This is a genomic window from Bradyrhizobium sp. WBAH42 (assembly GCF_024585265.1).
In the GTDB taxonomy this organism is placed as follows: Bacteria; Pseudomonadota; Alphaproteobacteria; order Rhizobiales; family Xanthobacteraceae; genus Bradyrhizobium.
This window is the reverse complement of sequence record NZ_CP036533.1, coordinates 8,013,586-8,030,348: the sequence shown is the minus strand read 5'-3', so window position 1 is coordinate 8,030,348 and position 16,763 is coordinate 8,013,586. Positions and strand designations below refer to the sequence as shown.

Here is a 16,763-nt window from a genome sequence, read left to right as displayed (position 1 = left end):
CGCCCGCGCCGCCGGATCGAGAAAGTAGATGTACCGCATCTGGTAGCCGTCGAGCGGCGTGCCCTGACCCGACCATGATCCGCCAGTCCTGGGAAGCCGGGCCGCGCGGTTTTTGCCCGTCACCTGCGTCATCTTGTGCGTGACGGTGCCGACGGGTAGCCGCAGAAGGGTCTTGTTCACCTTGATCCCGGTCAGGACAAAGCCCGACGCTGGCGTTTGCGAGACCCGTGCGATCGTCGGGGCTCATGCACGAAGATCGTGTCATGCTTCTGGAAAAGGCGCGTGAAGCGGCCGCAGCGGCAGCGGACCGCTTTGAATTCAATAAGGCTGTTCTCACTGCTTACTGTGGGTTGGATGAGCCATAAGGAAGCTGACGGACCGAGACGACGTTTTTGTTGCCGCCATAGCTCAGTTAAAAGATGCAGAAGATAAGACCGGAGATGCGGACATAAGTCGCCGAATAGCCCGGCTAGAGACGCGTATGAGAAATCGAAGCTTAGACATCAATACCGAGGCCGGACCGACTGAGAGTGAACTCGAAGACTAGCCGGGTCGACCGATCGTAAGGGATCAAAATGCCCGGGGCACCGGACTTGTCCAATTCGATTAGTTCGAGCTTGAGCGGCTTGGTCCCGGTAATCGAGCAAGACAAGCGCATTGTGGGCGTCGGTTCAAGACGTCGTGCAAGCGACGGATCGCTCGACGATGTTGCGATAGTAGGCGCGCCATTGCGCGAGGTACTCGGGATCGAGGAGGGTTGACCGCCCGATCTCGCGCCATGCGCTGGATCAGCACGGCCTAGTCCTTGTAGGGCGGCGCGCCCTGCGGGGGACCATCCGGTGTCGTCTGCTGCTGTTCGATTTGATCTGCCGGCGGCTTGTCCGCATGGCGCCGGTCCTCGTGCTCGTCCTCTTTCGGCTTGCCTGCCATGGTTCTCTCCCTGTTAGCGGCGCCGCGTGGACATGGCGCGGATGACCGCGATTGCGAGGTTTAGCGTCATCTCTTGCCGTATCACCTCGGCGAAGTCCTTGTAGAACGGCACGTCTTGCCGGATCGGGACCGATGGCCGCAGCGAACACATCAGCTTGATGCGGCCCTTCGCCTTGCGCGTCTATCGGCCCTGGCGCTGGAAAATGAAGCGCCCGCGCTTGAAGCTGTTCCGCAAATTCTTCTGCTGCTGCTGCTGCTGCGTCCTGACGGCGCCGCCGCTCGTCCGTTGCACGTTGGCCGACGAGGGGATCGAAAGGTTGCCGCCCTCGCCCGACGCGTGCCGCCCTTGGCATGCAGGGCGAGGTTCGCGCCGCCGAGCTTGTCGTAAATCTCAACCGTCAGATCGCCCTTCGTCGCGCGCGATCCCTTGGTCGTCAGCGCGGCCTTCATGAACGATCGATTGCGGACGGTGACCGACGACGGCCATGTCGTCTCGATCAGATACGACCGGGTATTCTCGGCTGCCATGTTGCGGGTGGTCGCCATGATGTAGGGCATCTGATCGGCGGTCGCGCCGAGAGCCAAGGCCCGCTGCTCGATTTGCGAGAAATCGACCCCGAGTGTTGGCATGGACAAGGATCAAAAAAGACCGATCCCGCCGCTGGGATCAGCATGAAGTGGTCGGGTTGTGGGAAAGCCACGGCGTGCCCGATCCGGTAATCATGGCTTGGCCTCGGCGCCTGCCCACAGCAGAAGCTAGGATGGTTGGTACGCCAATGTCTCGCAACGTCGCGCCACCAAACAACACTTCCAATCCAGTTTCGGGTTCGCCGCGCGCTCCCGCCTGAATTCCGTCGTCGGTTCGCGCCGCCCCTTCGCGGGCAGCCGCTGGAAGGCTGCAATGGCTGTGCGGCTTGCATCGTGCAAGTTTCTTCGCGCAATGTTTTTGGCAACCGCCCGGTCGCTCAAGCTGCCAATGATCGCATTGCGTGGTGCTGCCATTTACCCGGCTCGCGCCGGAGAAGCGCTGTTGCTTCGCGCTCTAAGGCTTTCGACGTTTGCCGCTGGATTGCCATCTGCGCATAGCTGTGGCCGATGCACGCGCGATGAAAGCACCCACGTTTTTGCTTCGTAACGTAAATTTCCGCGCCGAAGTTTTGGCAGTTCGGGAAAAAATCGGGCAAGAGATCAGCATCCAAATTGATTACGTCGAGAGTAATCAGCCGTTTAGTCACCGCTTTGCGCAGCCGCGCGAGCGCCTCGGTGTAGCTCATGACGCGTCCAAAATGTCTTGCCTCGATCCGCCGGGCACGATAGGCGGCGTTGAAGCAAGTGAAGCCACCGGTTGCGTTTGCGTGTTGATTGTCTCTTGCACATGGTGAACCGCTGCACGCACCCGGGCCACGGAGCGCCATAGCCCGCGACCGCGCGTATCGCGATCAGACGCAGCGTTCGCATCGCCTCGGCGAGACGCGTGCCCACGTGCGGGCCGCACCAGACCGAAGGCGCGACGTCCCCCATCACGGCCTCTTCGAGTGGGTTGAATTTCGGCGGATCGTCGCGCCGGATCAGAATGCAGTCCATGTTTTACCTCTGTTTGGCGCATAGAGCTCGCGAACAAGCCGTTCACGATGCGCCTGTTGCTTCCGTGTTTGTCGATCAGTGTCGGCTGCAGACGACAGCCCATGCTCCATGGCAGTCAGCGCAGACCGCTTCCAGGTCTTCGAGGCGCTCGCGAAAAATTCGCTCATAGTCGCGGTGATGCATCTCCGACGCCGAGTCGCCGCAGCGCTGGCAACCGCCGTGCTCGCGCTCAATGACGGCGTCCGCCTTGGTGCGCCATTGCTCTGATCGCAGATAGGCGTCGTAATCCGTCATTCGCCGCGTCAAACATTATAGCTTGCTGTTGCTGCTTTGCGGGCGTTCTCTTCGCGAGGTTGCAGTCGGCAAGCCGCTCGGTGTCGCTCTGAAACTCGAGTCCGAACTTGGTTGCGTACCCAAGCTCTTCGAACCGAGATTTCTTGTGATGCAGCTCGGTGTAGAACTCGCGCTCGCCCTTGTCGTTGAACAGCCGACGCCGATGCACCACAAACCCCTGGTCGACCATGTTGTCCCAGTGCTTCGATCCGTGGATGTGCTCCAGCTCCGGCGGATCGCTGCGCCTGTAGCCGTCTCCTGCCTTGGCCGGATGCGCGAGGATCTGCACATGGCAGTCGAGGTCGACGGCGAAATTGTACAGCTCGCGCAGGCACCGGCCGATATAGTCGGTCTCGCTTTCGCGAGGCTCGCGGCTCGCTTCGAGCCGATTCCAGGGATCGATCTGCAGGAATCCGGACGCTGTGGCGATGCACAGCAGCCTCCGCCTGCGACAACAGCCATTGGAGATCAGGCCACCGGTCGGGATGGGCCATAAACAGATAGTGCTCATTGATCCAGCGGTCCGCATCGGCGATCTCCCTGTCGGTCATCACCCACAAGGTGCCAGCCGCGAGCTTGCAGCGGTGTCCCCAACTGTTGAACCCCGGGGACCAGATCGTCATCGGCGGCGGATCCGGCAGCTCGCTCATCCGGTACAGGCCGCTCGTCGGCCACGGCAACGGGCCATAGAGCACCAACTCGCGCACCGCCTGCGCGCCATCGCTGCGCAGATGATCGTTGGCGTCCTTTGAACCTGCCGGCCAGTTGACGAAATAGAACCGCGCGATGCCGAACAGTTGGGCCATGGCCGCGCGCAGCTTCAAACCGGCGCTGTCTTGATCGCCGCACCAGATGATCCGCTTAGGCCCACGAGCCCGGGTGCGGGTTCGCCCAAACGGCGTCGGAAGCGATGGTGGCCAGCCCGTCCTCGAAGTCCGGGGCTGGCCGCCTCTACCCCCGAGAGAGTCGGGCGACACTCACCTCGTCCCCTCTAGAAGCGCGCGTATGCGTGCAGCGATCCGCCGCGCGTCCTTCGGCCTAAGATTGGGCTTCACGCTATCGAGTATGCCCAACACTGCCTGAGCCTCCTCGGCATCAAATGTCGCGACTTGGCGATCTGCCAGGCTCAAAGACTGATCGGCGACCCGGGCCTGATTGGCTGCAAGCACCTCAAGCGCTTGCGACCGTAGGGCCGTGATCTGCCGCTCGAATATATGCATCGGTTGGCCCCCGGCTGAAGTTTAGCGGCCACGTGGCTCGGCGCCCGTCTGGAGAAAAAAGCGTTGTCCCTATCCCGCGCCGCTAACTCCACCGCCAGCCTCAAAACAGCGGAAGAAGCTGACGGTGGGATACATTCATCGAAAAAAGCCGTGCCACAACTACCAGAACCGGTTGCCGCATCACAGCCGCGGGTCGCTGGGAGTGCGGGCGGGACTCGGCGCGGAGAAGGATGCGAGACACCTACTAGGATTGGTCGGCCACTAACCCACGCCGGAGGTCTAGACTGAGGCTCGTTTTTCTTGCAGTGAGCCTCTTTTTTCTTGCAGATGGGAGAGACCCCAGTGACCAGCCGCATACGAATTCAATGCATCAACAAGACTGACAGGCAGAACCCTCACGAGCGAATCAAAAACGTTGTCGGAGTAAATCCGGACGGGTCCAGGTGGAAGCAATCCGTCGATGCCACGATCAAAGAAATCGAAAACGGTGTATGGGAGTTCTATGTCGAAGAAGAACACAAGGCCAATGTGATCGTGGCCGTCCACAACGGGCACAAGTACATCAAGACGAGGGGGGCAGGCGGCGGCGGACAGAACGACGTAGGCGGGCGGCAGCTTCTTGCCTATGGCCGTGGCCCCGGCCGCCGTGACAACGAAGACGCGCATCGAGCCGAAATCGTGTTTGGGGTTGCGGACCATGTAGCCCTTACCGACAAGGCGCTGTGCGACACCGATGTCTTCGCCGTTGTCATGAGCGGCGACGAAGTTGCGGCTGATCGAGTTGCCGTGTTCGAGCCCGAGCGCGCGGCGCGTGATCATCTTTTCCTGATGCGTGAGCAGGTATTCGGTCACGGCGCTCCCCTTCAGCTGAACAAGGCGTTCTGATCCGAGTGCATTGCCTGCGGCGCGGAGCGAAGCGGTTTTGCGGGGGTGGGCTGCGGGAGATCGACGGCGGTCAGGCTGTCCTTGTGGCGAAGGACGTGAGCCGTCATGCCGCTGACGTTCTTCCGGCGGTCGTGCCGATCTTGACGAGTTCCGAGACGCGCGGACGGATCGCCAGGACGCTTTCCTTCAGTTGCTTGGCGATCTCGTCAGCCGTCAGGTGGTAGCCGTTGAGCATCAGTTCGATGATCGCGATGCGGAGCATCGCTGCCCGGCTGACAATCTTCTCGGCGGCGTCACTCGAAGCGCCATCGCCCTTCGATCCCGGCGTGTTCAGATACTTTTGAGACATACACAAAGCTCTCCCGTTCGCCCTGAAAGGGCGTTGTTCAGATCAGCGATGTGCGGTGTGGATTTCTCGTCCCCGTCCGGCGTGAATCACGCCGGTCCCGCCGGAATCAATGGATAGTCGACGGATTATCCGTCGCGCAAGAGTTTTGATACCCTCGGGCGATCTCGACCGGAACGCATCGCCGCCGGGAACACTCTGCCGTATCCAGCGCGCATCGCGCGGAAACGTCCGAAAACTAAACCCCTGCTTTCGATAGGGCCAAGGGGAGTCGAGCAGCCGTTGATTGATCCGGAACTGGCTGGCTTTCTCACTCAGGCGCATCCCACGTTCCTGAAGATCAGGCTCTTGCTCGGCCGCGATCCCGGCGGGGCATGGAACGAGCCGCTCAAGGCCGAGATCAAGTTCGCCATCGCGGTCGAGGCGACGAACCTGATGAACCTCTGCCGGACGTTCGCCAAGGAACACCCCGCCATTCCCGTTGCGGCGCTCCGTGATGCACTCTGGCTCGATAGGCCGCACAACCATGCGCATCGTCGCGCAGACGCAGCCCGATCTTGCCCCGGCTGGCTCAGAGCAGTTCGCCGAGCAGCCGAAGGGGAAGCGGCGGCTCTCGAAGAACCTGACCGACGAAGAGCGGATGATCTCCTACATCGAAGCCGCCGGCGCATCCGGCATTGCCGCCTACGAGATCGCCAACAAGGGCAAGATCGCTCGCGACCGGGTCGCCATCATCGGCGAGATGTTCGAGAACATGGGCGCCATTCGGTCGGCTGTGGTCCGCACGTCGGATCGTGGACGCAAGGGGACGCGATACTTCATGCGGAAGTACGGCCAGCCGGTGATCGGCGAGGGCGGCAGGCTACTTTACTGTCGCGACTTGGCGATCTGACAGGCGCAGAGCCTGATCGGCCGCGCGCGCCTGATTGGTTGCAAGCACCGCACGCGCTTGCGACCGCAGGGATGTGATGTGCCGATCAAAGCTAAACGAGCGAAGGTTTGAAGGGTTGATTGTCACCGCCCATGCGGACCCATAGTAGAAGTTAGCGGCACGTGACTCGGCGCTTTGTCGGAAGCGCTGTCCCTGCCACGCACCGCTAACTTCACCACGGTCAGCCTCAAGCAGCGGAAGAAGCTGACGGGGTGTGGTACCATTCGGCGAACGCCCTAGCACAACTACCAGGACTGATCGTTATCCCTTGTTCATCAGTATCGGTCCTGAAGTCGCGCGAGCGCGGCTCGTCACTTTGACGGCAGGCGATGTCCTACCGCGCTCACACGGCCGGGGAAGTTAGCGGCGACGTGACCCTGAACGCCTTCCGCTGAGCAAGGAAAGCGCTGTCCCTATCACGTGCCGCTAACTTCAGTAGTCAGCCTCGGCGTCAAGAGGCCAACCACCCGGCTTTCCCGTGAGGGCTGTCACACCACGGGATAAAGCGGACTATAGCGGGAGAGGGGTCGTGGGGAGACCTGCCAAGGTTAGTGCTTGCCGGTGCCCACGTGAAATCTCACAGTCTTCATCGCCCTAGGCGGCGCAGAGTCGGCGCTCTAGGGCCGAGCGGAAATCTCACGATCAGACCCGACATTACCGCGTATGACCCCGGAGCAGAAGTCGCAAAGTACGAGGCCGAAACTCTTCTACTAAGAGGATCGAGGAAACAATGCCTTTGTACCACTACACGTCCGCCGCAGGTTTACATGGCATCATGGCCAGTAGATCGCTGTGGACCTCGCACTACCGATATGTGATGTCGGCCGCCCACACCTGGTTTGGCCGGTCGATCGTCAAGTTTCGCGACAAACAGGATAGATCTTGTGGCCCGGCGCCGGCGTCGTCGTGTTCGGCCTTGGTCCCAGCGCCGCGATGCCCATCTTGCGCATCAACCGCTGCACGCGCGCGCGATCAACGGCATGGCCCCGGGCGCGCAGCATCGCGATCACCCGCCGAGCCGAGGAACGGCCAATTCCAGTTCATCGCCCCGCAGCATCAGCGCCGAATCGTCATCGTCGCTGGCGGCAGAGCGCGGCCGATAAACGCTTGAGCGCGCGACGCCGAGCAGCTGGAACTGCTGGCGCACCGACAGCTCTCCATGATTGCGGTCGACGAGCATGCGGCGATCCGGGGCGCTCATGGTCCGGGGCTCTTCGCTAAACACTCCCGCCGGATGATCAACTGGCCGATCCTGGCGTGCAGCTTCTCAATCTCGCGCTCGTGCGGCTGCGTCGTCGCCGTTGCTCTCGAACGCCCCGCGCTGCCTAATCCAGACGCAGCTTCTTCCAGGCGTAACTCTGGTTCGGGTGCAGCTGATATCGCTGCGCCAGATCCGCCACCGTCGCGTGCTCCCGCCAGGCACCTTGTGGGCTAGACTCAACTCGCTGAGGCGAGGGCAGTCAGTGAGCTGCTGCCGGTTTGATGGACACCAGGTTAAGCTAATCCCACCTTGCGCTCGAACTCAACCGGGCTGAGATAGCCGATGGTCGAGTGCCTGCGGATCGTGTTGTAAAATCTTTCGATGTAGTCGAACACATCGGCTCGTGCCTCGTCTCTGGTTCGGTAGATCTTGTCGGCGGTCCGTTCGATCTTGAGCGACGAGAAGAAGCTCTCCATCGCTGCGTTGTCCCAGACGTTGCCGGAACGGCTCATGCTGCAGAGAATGCCGTGGTCGGCCATCAAACGCTGGAACTGCTCGCTGGTGTACTGACTGCCCTGGTCGGAGTGGTGCAACAGGGCGTCCGGCTTGCCGCGTCGCCAGACGGCCATCAGCAGGGCATCGGTTACCAACTGAGCTGTCATGGCGGCGCTCATCGACCAAACCACCACCCGGCGTGAGAACAGGTCGATCACCGCTGCGACGTAGAGCCAGCCCTCGGCCGTCCAGAGATACGTAAAGTCGGCGATCCACTTCTGGTTCGACCGCGAACTGCCGGTCAAGGAGGTTCGCCGGCACGGTCTCGAGCTGTCGATCGCCGCTGTCCTTCGGCAAGCGCCGGCGGCGCGGCGCCCGCAAGCCTGCAGGCGCATCAGCCGTTCGATTTGGTGCAGGCCACAGTCCGCCCCATCGGCGAGCAGATCACGCCACACCCGGCGCGCACCATAGGTGCGGTCGCTCGCCATGAAGCTGGCCTTCACCTTGCCGCCGAGCTCTTCGTCGCTGCGGGATCTGGCGCTGGGCGAACGATTCAGCCAGGCATGGAAGCCCGACCGCGACACCCCCAGCGCATCGCATAGCCATGCCACCGGCCAGATCGCCCGGTGCTTCACGATGAAGACGAACTTCATGTCGCTTCCTTCGCGAAGAAGGCTGCGGCCTTTTTTTAGGATGTCCCGCTCGGCCTTCAACTTGGCGACCTCACGGCGCAACCGCTCGATCTCCTGCTGCTCCGGCTTCATCTGCCCGTGGCCGGGAAAGGCCTGCACCTGATCGGAGCCGAACTCTTTCACCCATTTGCGCAGAACGTTCTCATGAACATCCAGGTCGCGTCCGGCCTGCGCCACCGACACCCCACGCTCCTAACCAGTTAGCCGCCTCGATCTTGAACTCGCGACTGAACTTCCGTCTCTTCATCGCCCACCTCCGGCTTCATGAAACACCTAATCTCGGTGTCCATCAAACCGGCAGCAGCTCACAGCTTTGCACTCCCGGGTAGGCTGGCCACCAAATTAGTGGGGAGTGATAGGGACAGCTGCTCTTCTGCAATGGGCGCGCCGAGTCGCATCGCTTCTAACTCCACTGGCACAGCGGGCGCGGTAGGGACAGCGTAGGTAAGCATTGTCGACGCCGGGCCGCGCCCGCGCTCCTTCCTGTTGTTGTCGCACTTGCGACGGCAAACAATAACTGTTGAGCTGGGGAGTCACTACAGCTGTGATCTGGCTATCGCCCAGGTGCTCGGGGCATCGGCAGAGATCCCTACTATGATCACATCAGCGGCGCGGTCGTATTGGTAGTGTTTAGCGCCGGTGCAAAGATCGCGCGGCACGTGGTTGTGTCTTGCTTTCGACCTTAATCCCCACAGCGACTGACTTCGTGACGCGCGCCTTACCTACATACTCTTGTAGTTGACCAGTTCGTGCTCTCTTGGCTGAATCGCTGTCGGGACGCACCCTATGCCAGTCGCGAGCCCAATCGCCGGATGGAGTGTAGCCATGACGAATGAGCCGGATGTCGGACGTATTGCTCAGATCGAACTGAATGAAACGGCCGCGATCTGTATTGAGCAGATGGACGACGAAATCACGCTCGTCATTGCAAGCATTGTCGGCGTTCACTTCCAAGTGACAGTGGAGCAGGCGCTTGAGCTATCTCGGGCTCTCGCTGTTTCCGCGGAGAAAGCGCGTCAGTCGCTGCTTTCAACGAGGTATCATTGCGCGTTGCCACCCCACGGCGTTGATCGATCCTGTTGAAAGATCCGCTCGACCTGGTTGCGAGCTCTCAGGAGACGATCTCCAAGGGGGCCATGGAGCGGAAAACGGGGTAGTTCTTTGAATGAAGACGTCAAACGTGTCGTAATTAACGACTTCGATAACGCGCTATTCGACTGAGTTGACTTATGGCATTCACCGCATGTTGGCGACCGTCGACGAAATTAGGCGGCATCAGCTTCGATGACCTGAAGCCCGAAATTAACACCTCGTGCAGCAACCCCGCTTCGGGCTCAAGTGACCAAGAACGTCCATTGGTCATGTCCTTTGTCGCAGGAGCAAAGATACCGAGTCAACAACAACAGTTAGTTCTTGACGCTCGTCAAGCAAGGCAGTGCGCCGGTCGTGAAGCTCGTCAAGGTACTCGGCAATCGAACGCTGCGTCTCCTGCCATTCGAGATGGCGGCAGTGGTAAAACGACCATTAGCGCCATCAACCGCGCGGGGGAAATGGGGACTCTGGCGTTATGTCATCACTGAATCTCCGTCTTGACCAACCAAATCAGGTAGGCTCGCGACGAGCGGCTTTGGCGCTACAGTTCTTGCTGGTCCCTGGAGCTTGACGGCACCCCAGGGAAGGAGCGGTGGTCAGGCGGCAAGTCCGGCCATCAAGGTTAGCCGCGCGTGGCAGGGACAGCGCTTTGTTTATGCGACGTCCAAGGCGCCGAGTCATGTCGCGGCCAGCTCTCCGGCAGCGCGGGCGCGGTAGGGACAGCGTCGTTTCGCATGTTTCGCGACGCCGAGTCGCGCTCGCGCGGCTTCCGGTCCGCGCGGGCGCAGCTGCCCTTCCAGCCGAGCCGATCACAAATGGAGCCAGTGCGGTGATGGCGAAGTAACAGGATGTTAGCGATTGGACGCACTACCGAGATCAAAATCGACAAGACGGCTGCCGTCATAGTTCAGCAGATGGACGATGAAATCAGTATCGCCATCGTGAGCGTTGTCGGAGCCCAGTTTCAAGTGACGGCGGGGCAGGCGCGGGAGTTATCTCGATCCTTAGCTGTGGCCGCGGAGAATGCGGAACACTTCCGTGCGTCAGCCAAGACGTAGCGGCCGATGTCCTTCAGCGTAGCCTGATAGTGTTCGTCGTCTCCGATTGCCATTTTTCGCCCAGCGCCAGGATTATGTGGATTGTCGCCTATCTGGGCAACGTCCTTGCCTCCGACCTGGACGAGCGGGTGTTCGGTGACGGGATGGCCACCGTTGGCGGTGCCGTCTCCCGCAGGCTTTAGGACGACTGAACTGGACGTGCCAACCGAGGCGACAAAATAGAAGCGCCGTCGGGCGGCACCCAATGGGACTTCACAGTCGCGGGGGGGGGGCGGCAACACGCCGAGCGGCTATCGGGCAGCCGGCGTCACGGGTGCTGTCCTAATTAGGACACCCGCAGAGGGAATTAGGACAGCGCAGTCGCTTCCCACGTTTCCTTGAAGGTGCATGTGACCCACGCACTTTCATTTGAAGCGCTATCTGCATACCGGAAAGCTCTTCCTCGAACCTATCAGGCCCAAACAGGTGAGCGCCTTCCCCCTCTAGAAGCTGGCTTATGCGTGCAGCGATCTTCCGCGCCTCCTTCGGGCCGGGGTTGAGTGTCACGCAATCAAGTATGCCTAATACTGCCTGAGCCTCCTCGGAATCAAATGTCGCGGTTTGGCGATCTGCCGGGCTCAGAGACCGATCGGCCGCGCGGACCTGATTGGCTGCAAGCACCTCAAGCGCTTGCGACCGTAGGGCTGTGATATGCCGCTCGAATACGTGCACTGGTCGTCCCTGTGGTTGAAGTTAGCGGGCACGTGACTCGACACCTGATTGCAGACAAGCGCTGTCCCTACCACCTGCCGCCAACTTCAACCTTGCCAGCCTCGCCGGGAGAAGCTGTGAGCGAATATTCGCTCTGACGAATGCCTAGTGGCGGCGACTTTGGTGATCAGCCTTGGATTGCAGGCGGTGCGGGCACGACTCGGCATCGATCGGTTGCCCTGGAGCGGACGCTGTCCCTGCCACGCGCCGCTAACCCCCAAACGGCCAGCCCCAAAGCATCGGAAGAGGTGATCTTTCCCCGAAAAAGTGGACGGGTTAAGCGGCTTTTAGCTCCATTTCGATCGGGGCGACATATCCGATGGGGGAGTGGAGTCTTGTTCGGTTGTAGAAACCCTCGATCAAGGCGAAGATATCGCGCTGGGCCTCGGCACGCGTGTTGTAGTCGCGATGATGGACCAGCTCCGTTTTCAAGGTATGGAAGAAGCTCTCCATCGGGGGCATTGTCGTAGCAATCGGCCCTGCGGCTCAATGATGCCATGATGCCGACGCCGGTGAGGACGTTGCGATAGGCGTGTGAGGCATACTGCAACGATCGGAGTGGTGGATCAATCCGCTCTGCGGCCGTTGCTGCTGGATGGTGATAGTCAGTGCCGCGGATGCGAGTTCGACCTGCAATGATCCCGCATCGCCCAGCCGACGATCTTCTGAACAGATCCATGACGGCCGCCAAGTATAGCCAGCCCTCCGCGGTTGGACTGTAGGTGATATCGGCGAGCCAGACCCGGTTCGGAGCGGTGAGGTCAGGCGCGATCAGGTTCGGTGCGATCGGGAGGTCGTGACGGCTGTCGGTGGTGCGCCGGCGCGGCGGTACCATGATGGCGCGAATGCAGTGCCGGCGCATCATCCGCTCGATCCGGCCACGGCTGGCGCCACGTCCCTGGTTGCGCAGGACGGCATGGACGCGAGGACTGCCGTAACGCCCGCTGCTGTCTTGATGGAATTGCCGGATCGCGACCAGGAGACTGGCATTGGATCGAGCGCCCACTCAAAGCCAACTCAACGGCCTGGCGCTTGTACTCTTCGGTAAATGACCGACGTTGACGTTCCATTCGACACCTCCGGGCTCAATGAGCCTACTAAAGGTGTCCACTCATTCGGAGGAGGTTCAAAGCTGACCGGGAAGGTCATCCCCCGCAGAGTGAGCGCATCTACGGGCATTTTCCCGTGATTTAGAAGTGGCGCGAGCCCGAGGGGGAGTCTACCGGCCGGGGAGGGAGGCTGAATCACGTGTCGCGTCTCGATTGCTTGCTCCCGTTCCAAAGTGGCGATGATTGCAGTGAGACGGTCATAATCGCCAGAGCGGAACGGCTCGTTTCGCGCCAAGACGTGCGACCAGCGATCAAAATGGGCGCCGCGGATGTCGCGACAAAATCCTGCCGTTGTACACCTAGACGGATCGGCTCGATTGCAGACTATCTCCCGAACGTCTCTGCAGAAAGTGGCGGCGCTTCTTGCCAAATGAAAAGCTCACCGGCATTCCGCTTCTTTGCAACACGCTTTTTTGGATGTCGCCGTAGCGTGCCACCGGCGGCAAGGACGGAGACCGCGCCTATTCGTGTCATGAGTACCAACGCCTCGTCAACTGAACGGCCCCATATTCCCATTCGAACTTCTGCTTCGCGCCCGAGTACAGCCGAATCGTCTCTCAAGCAGCGATGCTGCGCCTTCGAAGAGCGCAGTGGACCAGTGCCGAAAAATGTACCTCGTGGTTCTCCCCGCAATCTTGGTCTGGCCATCGAAGAAGGACCGCCAGGTCGACGCAGGCGTTTTGCTACCGTGGTGGTCACCAACAACCGGCTGCCTAGTGGCGCTCGCGTGCAGCTCCCTCTCTCCCGCCAGTACCAGCTTGCTTCGCTGACTCGTCGTATGGCGGCCAGTCGAGCTCTACGGCGGCGGCGGGTTGATCATTTCAAGTCGCTTTGCTTTAGATATGAAAAACCTCTTTCCGCTCTTCGGATAAGGCACGCAGTCGGATGCTGCTAGTCACATAAAATGGTGCACGGCGCCCTCGACGCGCCGCCCATCCGGCAGACAGTCAGCTAAGTTCATCGAGCTCAGCGCCAGGCCTCATCTCGGCGCGACAGCCTGGCAGCCCCCTTTCAGGCCCCATGGGACCAAGCCGGTTGGGGAGGGACTGACGGCGCACGCCTGTGGCATCGATTCGAATCCAATTGGAGCGGGTTTTTACCTGAGCTCCCGGGACAGGTGCCCTGCGACGTCAACTGCACCCTTGCGTTCGTCGGAGAGACGCGTTGTGCCTCCTCGAAGAGCGGCAAAACGCTTGCTTCGTGAGAAGTCGAAGTGTTCGTGTCGGGCTAACGACCACTGTCGGTGAAACCAACATCGAACACAGAAACCCTAGACCAATTCACTCGGGCACGCTGGCTCAGTTCCTGCATGGCAGCAGCCATCCATGCAGTGCGCGCCTTTTCTGAAGAACTGTTCTTCGGTAGCGGCGCCGCAACATCTGGAAGTCTCACGTCATGCGCAAGGTATCGATTACTACCGTTCTGATGCTCGTCTCATGCAATGCTATCGCAAACGACGATTTGATGATGACAGCCAGACAGATCTTCAAACCGATCCCTTCTGCTATCCCCGCCCTAAAGGACAATCCCGTGACGACCGAGAAAGCGGAGCTCGGGAAGATGCTCTTCTTCGACCCTCGTCTGTCGGCGAGTGGGATCATTAGCTGCAATACGTGCCACAATCTTGGAACCGGCGGCGTCGACGCGGGTCCAACGTCAGTTGGTCACGGTTGGCAACGGGGAGCGCGGCGGGCGCCAACTGTCTACAATTCAGTGTTCAATGTCGCGCAATTCTGGGACGGACGCGCGCCGGATCTTAAGGCACAAGCCAAGGGGCCCATTCAGGCGAGCGCCGAAATGAATGCGACTGCGGATCACGTAACGACCACACTGAATTCGATGGAAGATTATGTTGGCAGGTTCAAGCAAGCATTCCCGCTTGATACACCGCCGGTCACCTTCGACAATTTCGCGAAAGCGCTCGAGGCTTTCGAAGCGACGCTCACGACACCAGCAGCTCCGTTCGACCGATACCTGAACGGCGATGGCAACGCGCTGGATGGCAACCAAAAGACGGGATTGCGGCTGTTCATGGACAAAGGCTGCGCCTCCTGCCATAACGGAATCAATATTGGTGGGCAGGAGTTTTTCCCGTTCGGCGTGATTGAAAGACCAGACAGCAAACTCCTTCCCGCAGCCGACCAGGGGCGTTTCGCGGTCACGAAGGCCTTCAGCGACCGATACGTATTCCGCGCCGCCCCTTTGCGCAACGTAGCCTTGCGAGCTCCCTACTTCCATTCGGGGCAGGTTTGGACGCTCCAGGAAGCCGTCGGCATTATGAGTGAGGTCCAGCTCGGCGCCGAGCTCACCGAGAAGGAGACGAACGATATCGTTGCGTTTCTTAATTCACTGAGCGGCCGTTTACCCAAGATCGAATATCCGATACTGCCAACGCGCACAAAGGAGACGCCGCCACCGTCCTTAGACAGATAGTGCCCTTGTTCACTATCCTGGGTGTTCTACGGTTTAGTTGCGGCGACGCAGCTCCGCTTTGTAGCTGCCGCAAGCCGGAGCGCGTTCAGGCTCATCGAACCGATCTCTGAGGATCGCACTGCTCCCTGTCGCGGAGCACTGGATCAAGTGAAGAGCGGCTTCGGTTCACGATGCAAGTGCAACACCTGCTAAGGTGTTGTTGCGATGGGACGATGTTATGGCCAGCTCAGCCTTGAGCAGCGCGTGAGATATACCGCAGGCGGTATATCTCAAAACCAAATTGCGGCGGCCCTGGGCCGGTCGCCACCCATGATCAGTCGGGAACTTAGGCGCAATTCCAAGCGAAGGAAAGCTTTGGCTGGCGGCTACGAACCGATCCGCGCCCACCAGTTGGCCGGCGACGGCGGTTCCAAGGGGATGGCACAACCTGCTTGGCAGCACAGTGGAGGGTTTTCCCCAGAGCATCGTGTCCGGATTACAACTAAACAATTCGCCTGACATAGCGACAGCGTGCCCTTCTTTTTGGCACCGACAGAACCACCAGCGCCGAGCTCTCCAGCGTGCCGCGTCGACGCAGCGTGCCTGTAGGTCATCGGGAAGACGACATTTTTCTCGTGCTGCCCAGCAAAGCGATCTGACGATCTGCTCGAAGGCGACCGCGCGAGAGTGCACTGTGCGAGGATGATCTCGAATAGCACGGACGCACCTGATGCGCAATTCAGACGACCAGCTCTACTTGGTCGAAGCGCACGAGCCGGGAGAGCGTGAGGTCGTCAGGGCGGTCAGTCTTAAGCGTGCAGTGGTGCTGATTGCCAATCCGGCTTGTGGTCGTGGGGCGGCTGCCGCTGATCGTAAGCAGGCCGAACGCCTTTTGTCTGCGGCCTGAACGTCTTCATTGTTCTTGACGACAGGTGGCCCACGCGGGCCGCGTTTCGTTGGGTGAATTGCACGCGGTCTCGTCAGCTTTCAGTCAGCTGGCCCCGGTACAAAACCGTTGGGTTTAGCGAGGCGCGGCAGCCCGCTAAACTCATCGGCAGCGTGGGTGTGGCAGGATACGGGCCTTGATGCCTCCCTGGCTAACCGGCTCCGAGCCGCGCCCGCGCTGCCTCCGACTGGTGGGCAGGGATCAAGTAGTTAGGCTCGTCCTCCGACGACGATGACCTCCCGGCCAGCTTCCTCCGCTGCTATGAGGCTGGCCGTGTGGGAGTTGGCGGCTCGTGGCAGGGACAGCGCTTCCTCCGTGTATGCGTGGGGGATAAGCGCCGAGTCACGTTGCCGCAAACTTCAAAGGGTGGTGCGGGCGGGGATAGGGACAGTGTCTGATCCAACGCAACCGAACAGCGCCGAGTCTCGCCCGCACTGCCTGCGACCCCAAGTCACCCTTACCTGTCTTGGTAGTTGAACGAGAAGCATGATGCTGCGCCCGCCATGCCTTCGGAGCGGCGCGGCGAGCTCTCGTCGGCTGCCCCGCTGACGTTCAGCCGTGATGAGTAATTGAAGTCGTTCAGCTGCGGCTAGCAGCTCCGGGTCGAGGTGGATCGTTTCGCTCGGCTTAGGCTCGGTCGCGATGGCGCGCTCGCAAGCCCTCAGCCAGGCCGGCAATGACCGGGCCACGCTTGGTAGTTCATTGTGGCAGGTCTCTCTTGACGTGATTGGCGATCGGCCAGTGAGGCTCCGGACCTCTCAAGCACAGAGCCTCACCAC

General features: G+C 60.6%; 15 protein-coding genes and 2 pseudogenes. 8 read left to right on the top strand and 9 right to left on the bottom strand.

The window, feature by feature from the left end:
• Positions 1 to 798 precede the first annotated feature (798 nt).
• The 3 genes from DCG74_RS37615 to DCG74_RS37605 form a co-directional block, all read right to left on the bottom strand.
• The gene (locus DCG74_RS37615; RefSeq protein WP_257187513.1) at positions 799 to 930 is read right to left on the bottom strand and encodes a hypothetical protein; all 132 of its coding nucleotides are present in this window, start codon (positions 928 to 930) and stop codon (positions 799 to 801) included.
• A gap of 965 nt (positions 931 to 1,895) precedes the next feature.
• Entirely contained in the window at positions 1,896 to 2,204 is a 309-nt protein-coding gene (locus tag DCG74_RS37610) for a hypothetical protein (RefSeq protein ID WP_172788347.1), read from the bottom strand.
• A 539-nt stretch (positions 2,205 to 2,743) separates the two neighbouring features.
• Positions 2,744 to 3,376: a hypothetical protein gene (locus tag DCG74_RS37605; RefSeq protein WP_172788346.1), complete on the bottom strand. Its 633-nt coding sequence runs from the start codon at positions 3,374 to 3,376 to the stop codon at positions 2,744 to 2,746.
• A 1,018-nt stretch (positions 3,377 to 4,394) separates the two neighbouring features.
• Here DCG74_RS37605 and DCG74_RS37600 point away from each other — a divergent pair.
• Positions 4,395 to 4,952, top strand: a complete 558-nt coding sequence (locus tag DCG74_RS37600) for a DUF3892 domain-containing protein (protein WP_246708982.1) — start codon at positions 4,395 to 4,397, stop codon at positions 4,950 to 4,952.
• A gap of 103 nt (positions 4,953 to 5,055) precedes the next feature.
• Here the strand turns inward: DCG74_RS37600 and DCG74_RS37595 are convergent, their stop codons facing one another.
• Both DCG74_RS37595 and DCG74_RS37590 read right to left on the bottom strand, forming a co-directional pair.
• Complete coding sequence (locus DCG74_RS37595; protein ID WP_246708970.1) at positions 5,056 to 5,301, bottom strand: hypothetical protein; 246 nt, start codon at positions 5,299 to 5,301, stop codon at positions 5,056 to 5,058.
• 42 nt (positions 5,302 to 5,343) lie between these two features.
• Complete coding sequence (locus tag DCG74_RS37590; RefSeq protein WP_172788345.1) at positions 5,344 to 5,826, bottom strand: hypothetical protein; 483 nt, start codon at positions 5,824 to 5,826, stop codon at positions 5,344 to 5,346.
• Here DCG74_RS37590 and DCG74_RS37585 point away from each other — a divergent pair.
• Positions 5,825 to 6,190 carry a hypothetical protein gene (locus tag DCG74_RS37585; protein ID WP_172788344.1) on the top strand — a complete coding sequence of 122 codons (366 nt, stop codon included), beginning with the start codon at positions 5,825 to 5,827 and terminating at the stop codon, positions 6,188 to 6,190. The genes DCG74_RS37590 and DCG74_RS37585 overlap by 2 nt on opposite strands.
• A gap of 893 nt (positions 6,191 to 7,083) precedes the next feature.
• Here DCG74_RS37585 and DCG74_RS37580 read toward each other — a convergent pair.
• The 3 genes from DCG74_RS37580 to DCG74_RS37570 all read right to left on the bottom strand — a co-directional run bounded on the left by DCG74_RS37580 (position 7,084) and on the right by DCG74_RS37570 (position 8,800).
• On the bottom strand, positions 7,084 to 7,230 hold the full coding sequence (locus DCG74_RS37580; RefSeq protein WP_172788343.1) for a transposase: 147 nt from the start codon (positions 7,228 to 7,230) through the stop codon (positions 7,084 to 7,086).
• A 5-nt stretch (positions 7,231 to 7,235) separates the two neighbouring features.
• Entirely contained in the window at positions 7,236 to 7,430 is a 195-nt protein-coding gene (locus DCG74_RS37575) for a hypothetical protein (RefSeq protein WP_172788342.1), read from the bottom strand.
• A 293-nt stretch (positions 7,431 to 7,723) separates the two neighbouring features.
• Entirely contained in the window at positions 7,724 to 8,800 is a 1,077-nt protein-coding gene (locus tag DCG74_RS37570; protein WP_257187512.1) for an IS3 family transposase, read from the bottom strand.
• A 642-nt stretch (positions 8,801 to 9,442) separates the two neighbouring features.
• Here DCG74_RS37570 and DCG74_RS37565 point away from each other — a divergent pair.
• Both DCG74_RS37565 and DCG74_RS37560 read left to right on the top strand, forming a co-directional pair.
• Positions 9,443 to 9,700: a hypothetical protein gene (locus DCG74_RS37565; protein ID WP_246708969.1), complete on the top strand. Its 258-nt coding sequence runs from the start codon at positions 9,443 to 9,445 to the stop codon at positions 9,698 to 9,700.
• An 857-nt stretch (positions 9,701 to 10,557) separates the two neighbouring features.
• Complete coding sequence (locus DCG74_RS37560) at positions 10,558 to 10,767, top strand: hypothetical protein (RefSeq protein ID WP_172788341.1); 210 nt, start codon at positions 10,558 to 10,560, stop codon at positions 10,765 to 10,767.
• A 1,026-nt stretch (positions 10,768 to 11,793) separates the two neighbouring features.
• On the opposite strand, the pseudogene DCG74_RS37555 reads toward DCG74_RS37560, so the two are convergent.
• Positions 11,794 to 12,511: pseudogene (locus tag DCG74_RS37555) on the bottom strand (IS3 family transposase); the annotation flags it as partial.
• A 399-nt stretch (positions 12,512 to 12,910) separates the two neighbouring features.
• Between DCG74_RS37555 and DCG74_RS39150 the strand changes: the two are divergent.
• From DCG74_RS39150 to DCG74_RS37540, 4 genes and pseudogenes are all read left to right on the top strand, one after another.
• Positions 12,911 to 13,034: pseudogene (locus tag DCG74_RS39150) on the top strand (carbamoyltransferase C-terminal domain-containing protein); the annotation flags it as partial.
• A 987-nt stretch (positions 13,035 to 14,021) separates the two neighbouring features.
• On the top strand, positions 14,022 to 15,059 hold the full coding sequence (locus DCG74_RS37550) for a cytochrome-c peroxidase (protein WP_172788339.1): 1,038 nt from the start codon (positions 14,022 to 14,024) through the stop codon (positions 15,057 to 15,059).
• Positions 15,060 to 15,263: 204 nt separating this feature from the next.
• A complete protein-coding gene (locus DCG74_RS39145; RefSeq protein ID WP_370154643.1) occupies positions 15,264 to 15,557 on the top strand; it encodes a helix-turn-helix domain-containing protein in 294 nt (97 codons plus the stop codon).
• A gap of 211 nt (positions 15,558 to 15,768) precedes the next feature.
• The gene (locus tag DCG74_RS37540) at positions 15,769 to 15,945 is read left to right on the top strand and encodes a hypothetical protein (protein ID WP_172788338.1); all 177 of its coding nucleotides are present in this window, start codon (positions 15,769 to 15,771) and stop codon (positions 15,943 to 15,945) included.
• The last annotated feature ends 818 nt before the right edge of the window (positions 15,946 to 16,763 follow it).

What these genes read in the sequence shown, in the direction of transcription:
- DCG74_RS37560 (WP_172788341.1), top strand. Translation starts at nt 10,558, where the DNA reads ATGTTAGCGATTGGACGCACTACCGAGATCAAAATCGACAAGACGGCT.
- DCG74_RS37615 (WP_257187513.1), bottom strand. Translation starts at nt 930, where the DNA reads ATGGCAGGCAAGCCGAAAGAGGACGAGCACGAGGACCGGCGCCATGCG.
- DCG74_RS37595 (WP_246708970.1), bottom strand. Translation starts at nt 5,301, where the DNA reads ATGTCTCAAAAGTATCTGAACACGCCGGGATCGAAGGGCGATGGCGCT.
- DCG74_RS37565 (WP_246708969.1), top strand. Translation starts at nt 9,443, where the DNA reads ATGACGAATGAGCCGGATGTCGGACGTATTGCTCAGATCGAACTGAAT.
- DCG74_RS37580 (WP_172788343.1), bottom strand. Translation starts at nt 7,230, where the DNA reads ATGCTGCGCGCCCGGGGCCATGCCGTTGATCGCGCGCGCGTGCAGCGG.
- DCG74_RS37605 (WP_172788346.1), bottom strand. Translation starts at nt 3,376, where the DNA reads ATGCGGACCGCTGGATCAATGAGCACTATCTGTTTATGGCCCATCCCG.
- DCG74_RS37610 (WP_172788347.1), bottom strand. Translation starts at nt 2,204, where the DNA reads ATGAGCTACACCGAGGCGCTCGCGCGGCTGCGCAAAGCGGTGACTAAA.
- DCG74_RS37550 (WP_172788339.1), top strand. Translation starts at nt 14,022, where the DNA reads ATGCGCAAGGTATCGATTACTACCGTTCTGATGCTCGTCTCATGCAAT.
- DCG74_RS37600 (WP_246708982.1), top strand. Translation starts at nt 4,395, where the DNA reads ATGGGAGAGACCCCAGTGACCAGCCGCATACGAATTCAATGCATCAAC.
- DCG74_RS37590 (WP_172788345.1), bottom strand. Translation starts at nt 5,826, where the DNA reads ATGGTTGTGCGGCCTATCGAGCCAGAGTGCATCACGGAGCGCCGCAAC.
- DCG74_RS37540 (WP_172788338.1), top strand. Translation starts at nt 15,769, where the DNA reads ATGCGCAATTCAGACGACCAGCTCTACTTGGTCGAAGCGCACGAGCCG.
- DCG74_RS37575 (WP_172788342.1), bottom strand. Translation starts at nt 7,430, where the DNA reads ATGAGCGCCCCGGATCGCCGCATGCTCGTCGACCGCAATCATGGAGAG.
- DCG74_RS39145 (WP_370154643.1), top strand. Translation starts at nt 15,264, where the DNA reads ATGGGACGATGTTATGGCCAGCTCAGCCTTGAGCAGCGCGTGAGATAT.
- DCG74_RS37585 (WP_172788344.1), top strand. Translation starts at nt 5,825, where the DNA reads ATGCGCATCGTCGCGCAGACGCAGCCCGATCTTGCCCCGGCTGGCTCA.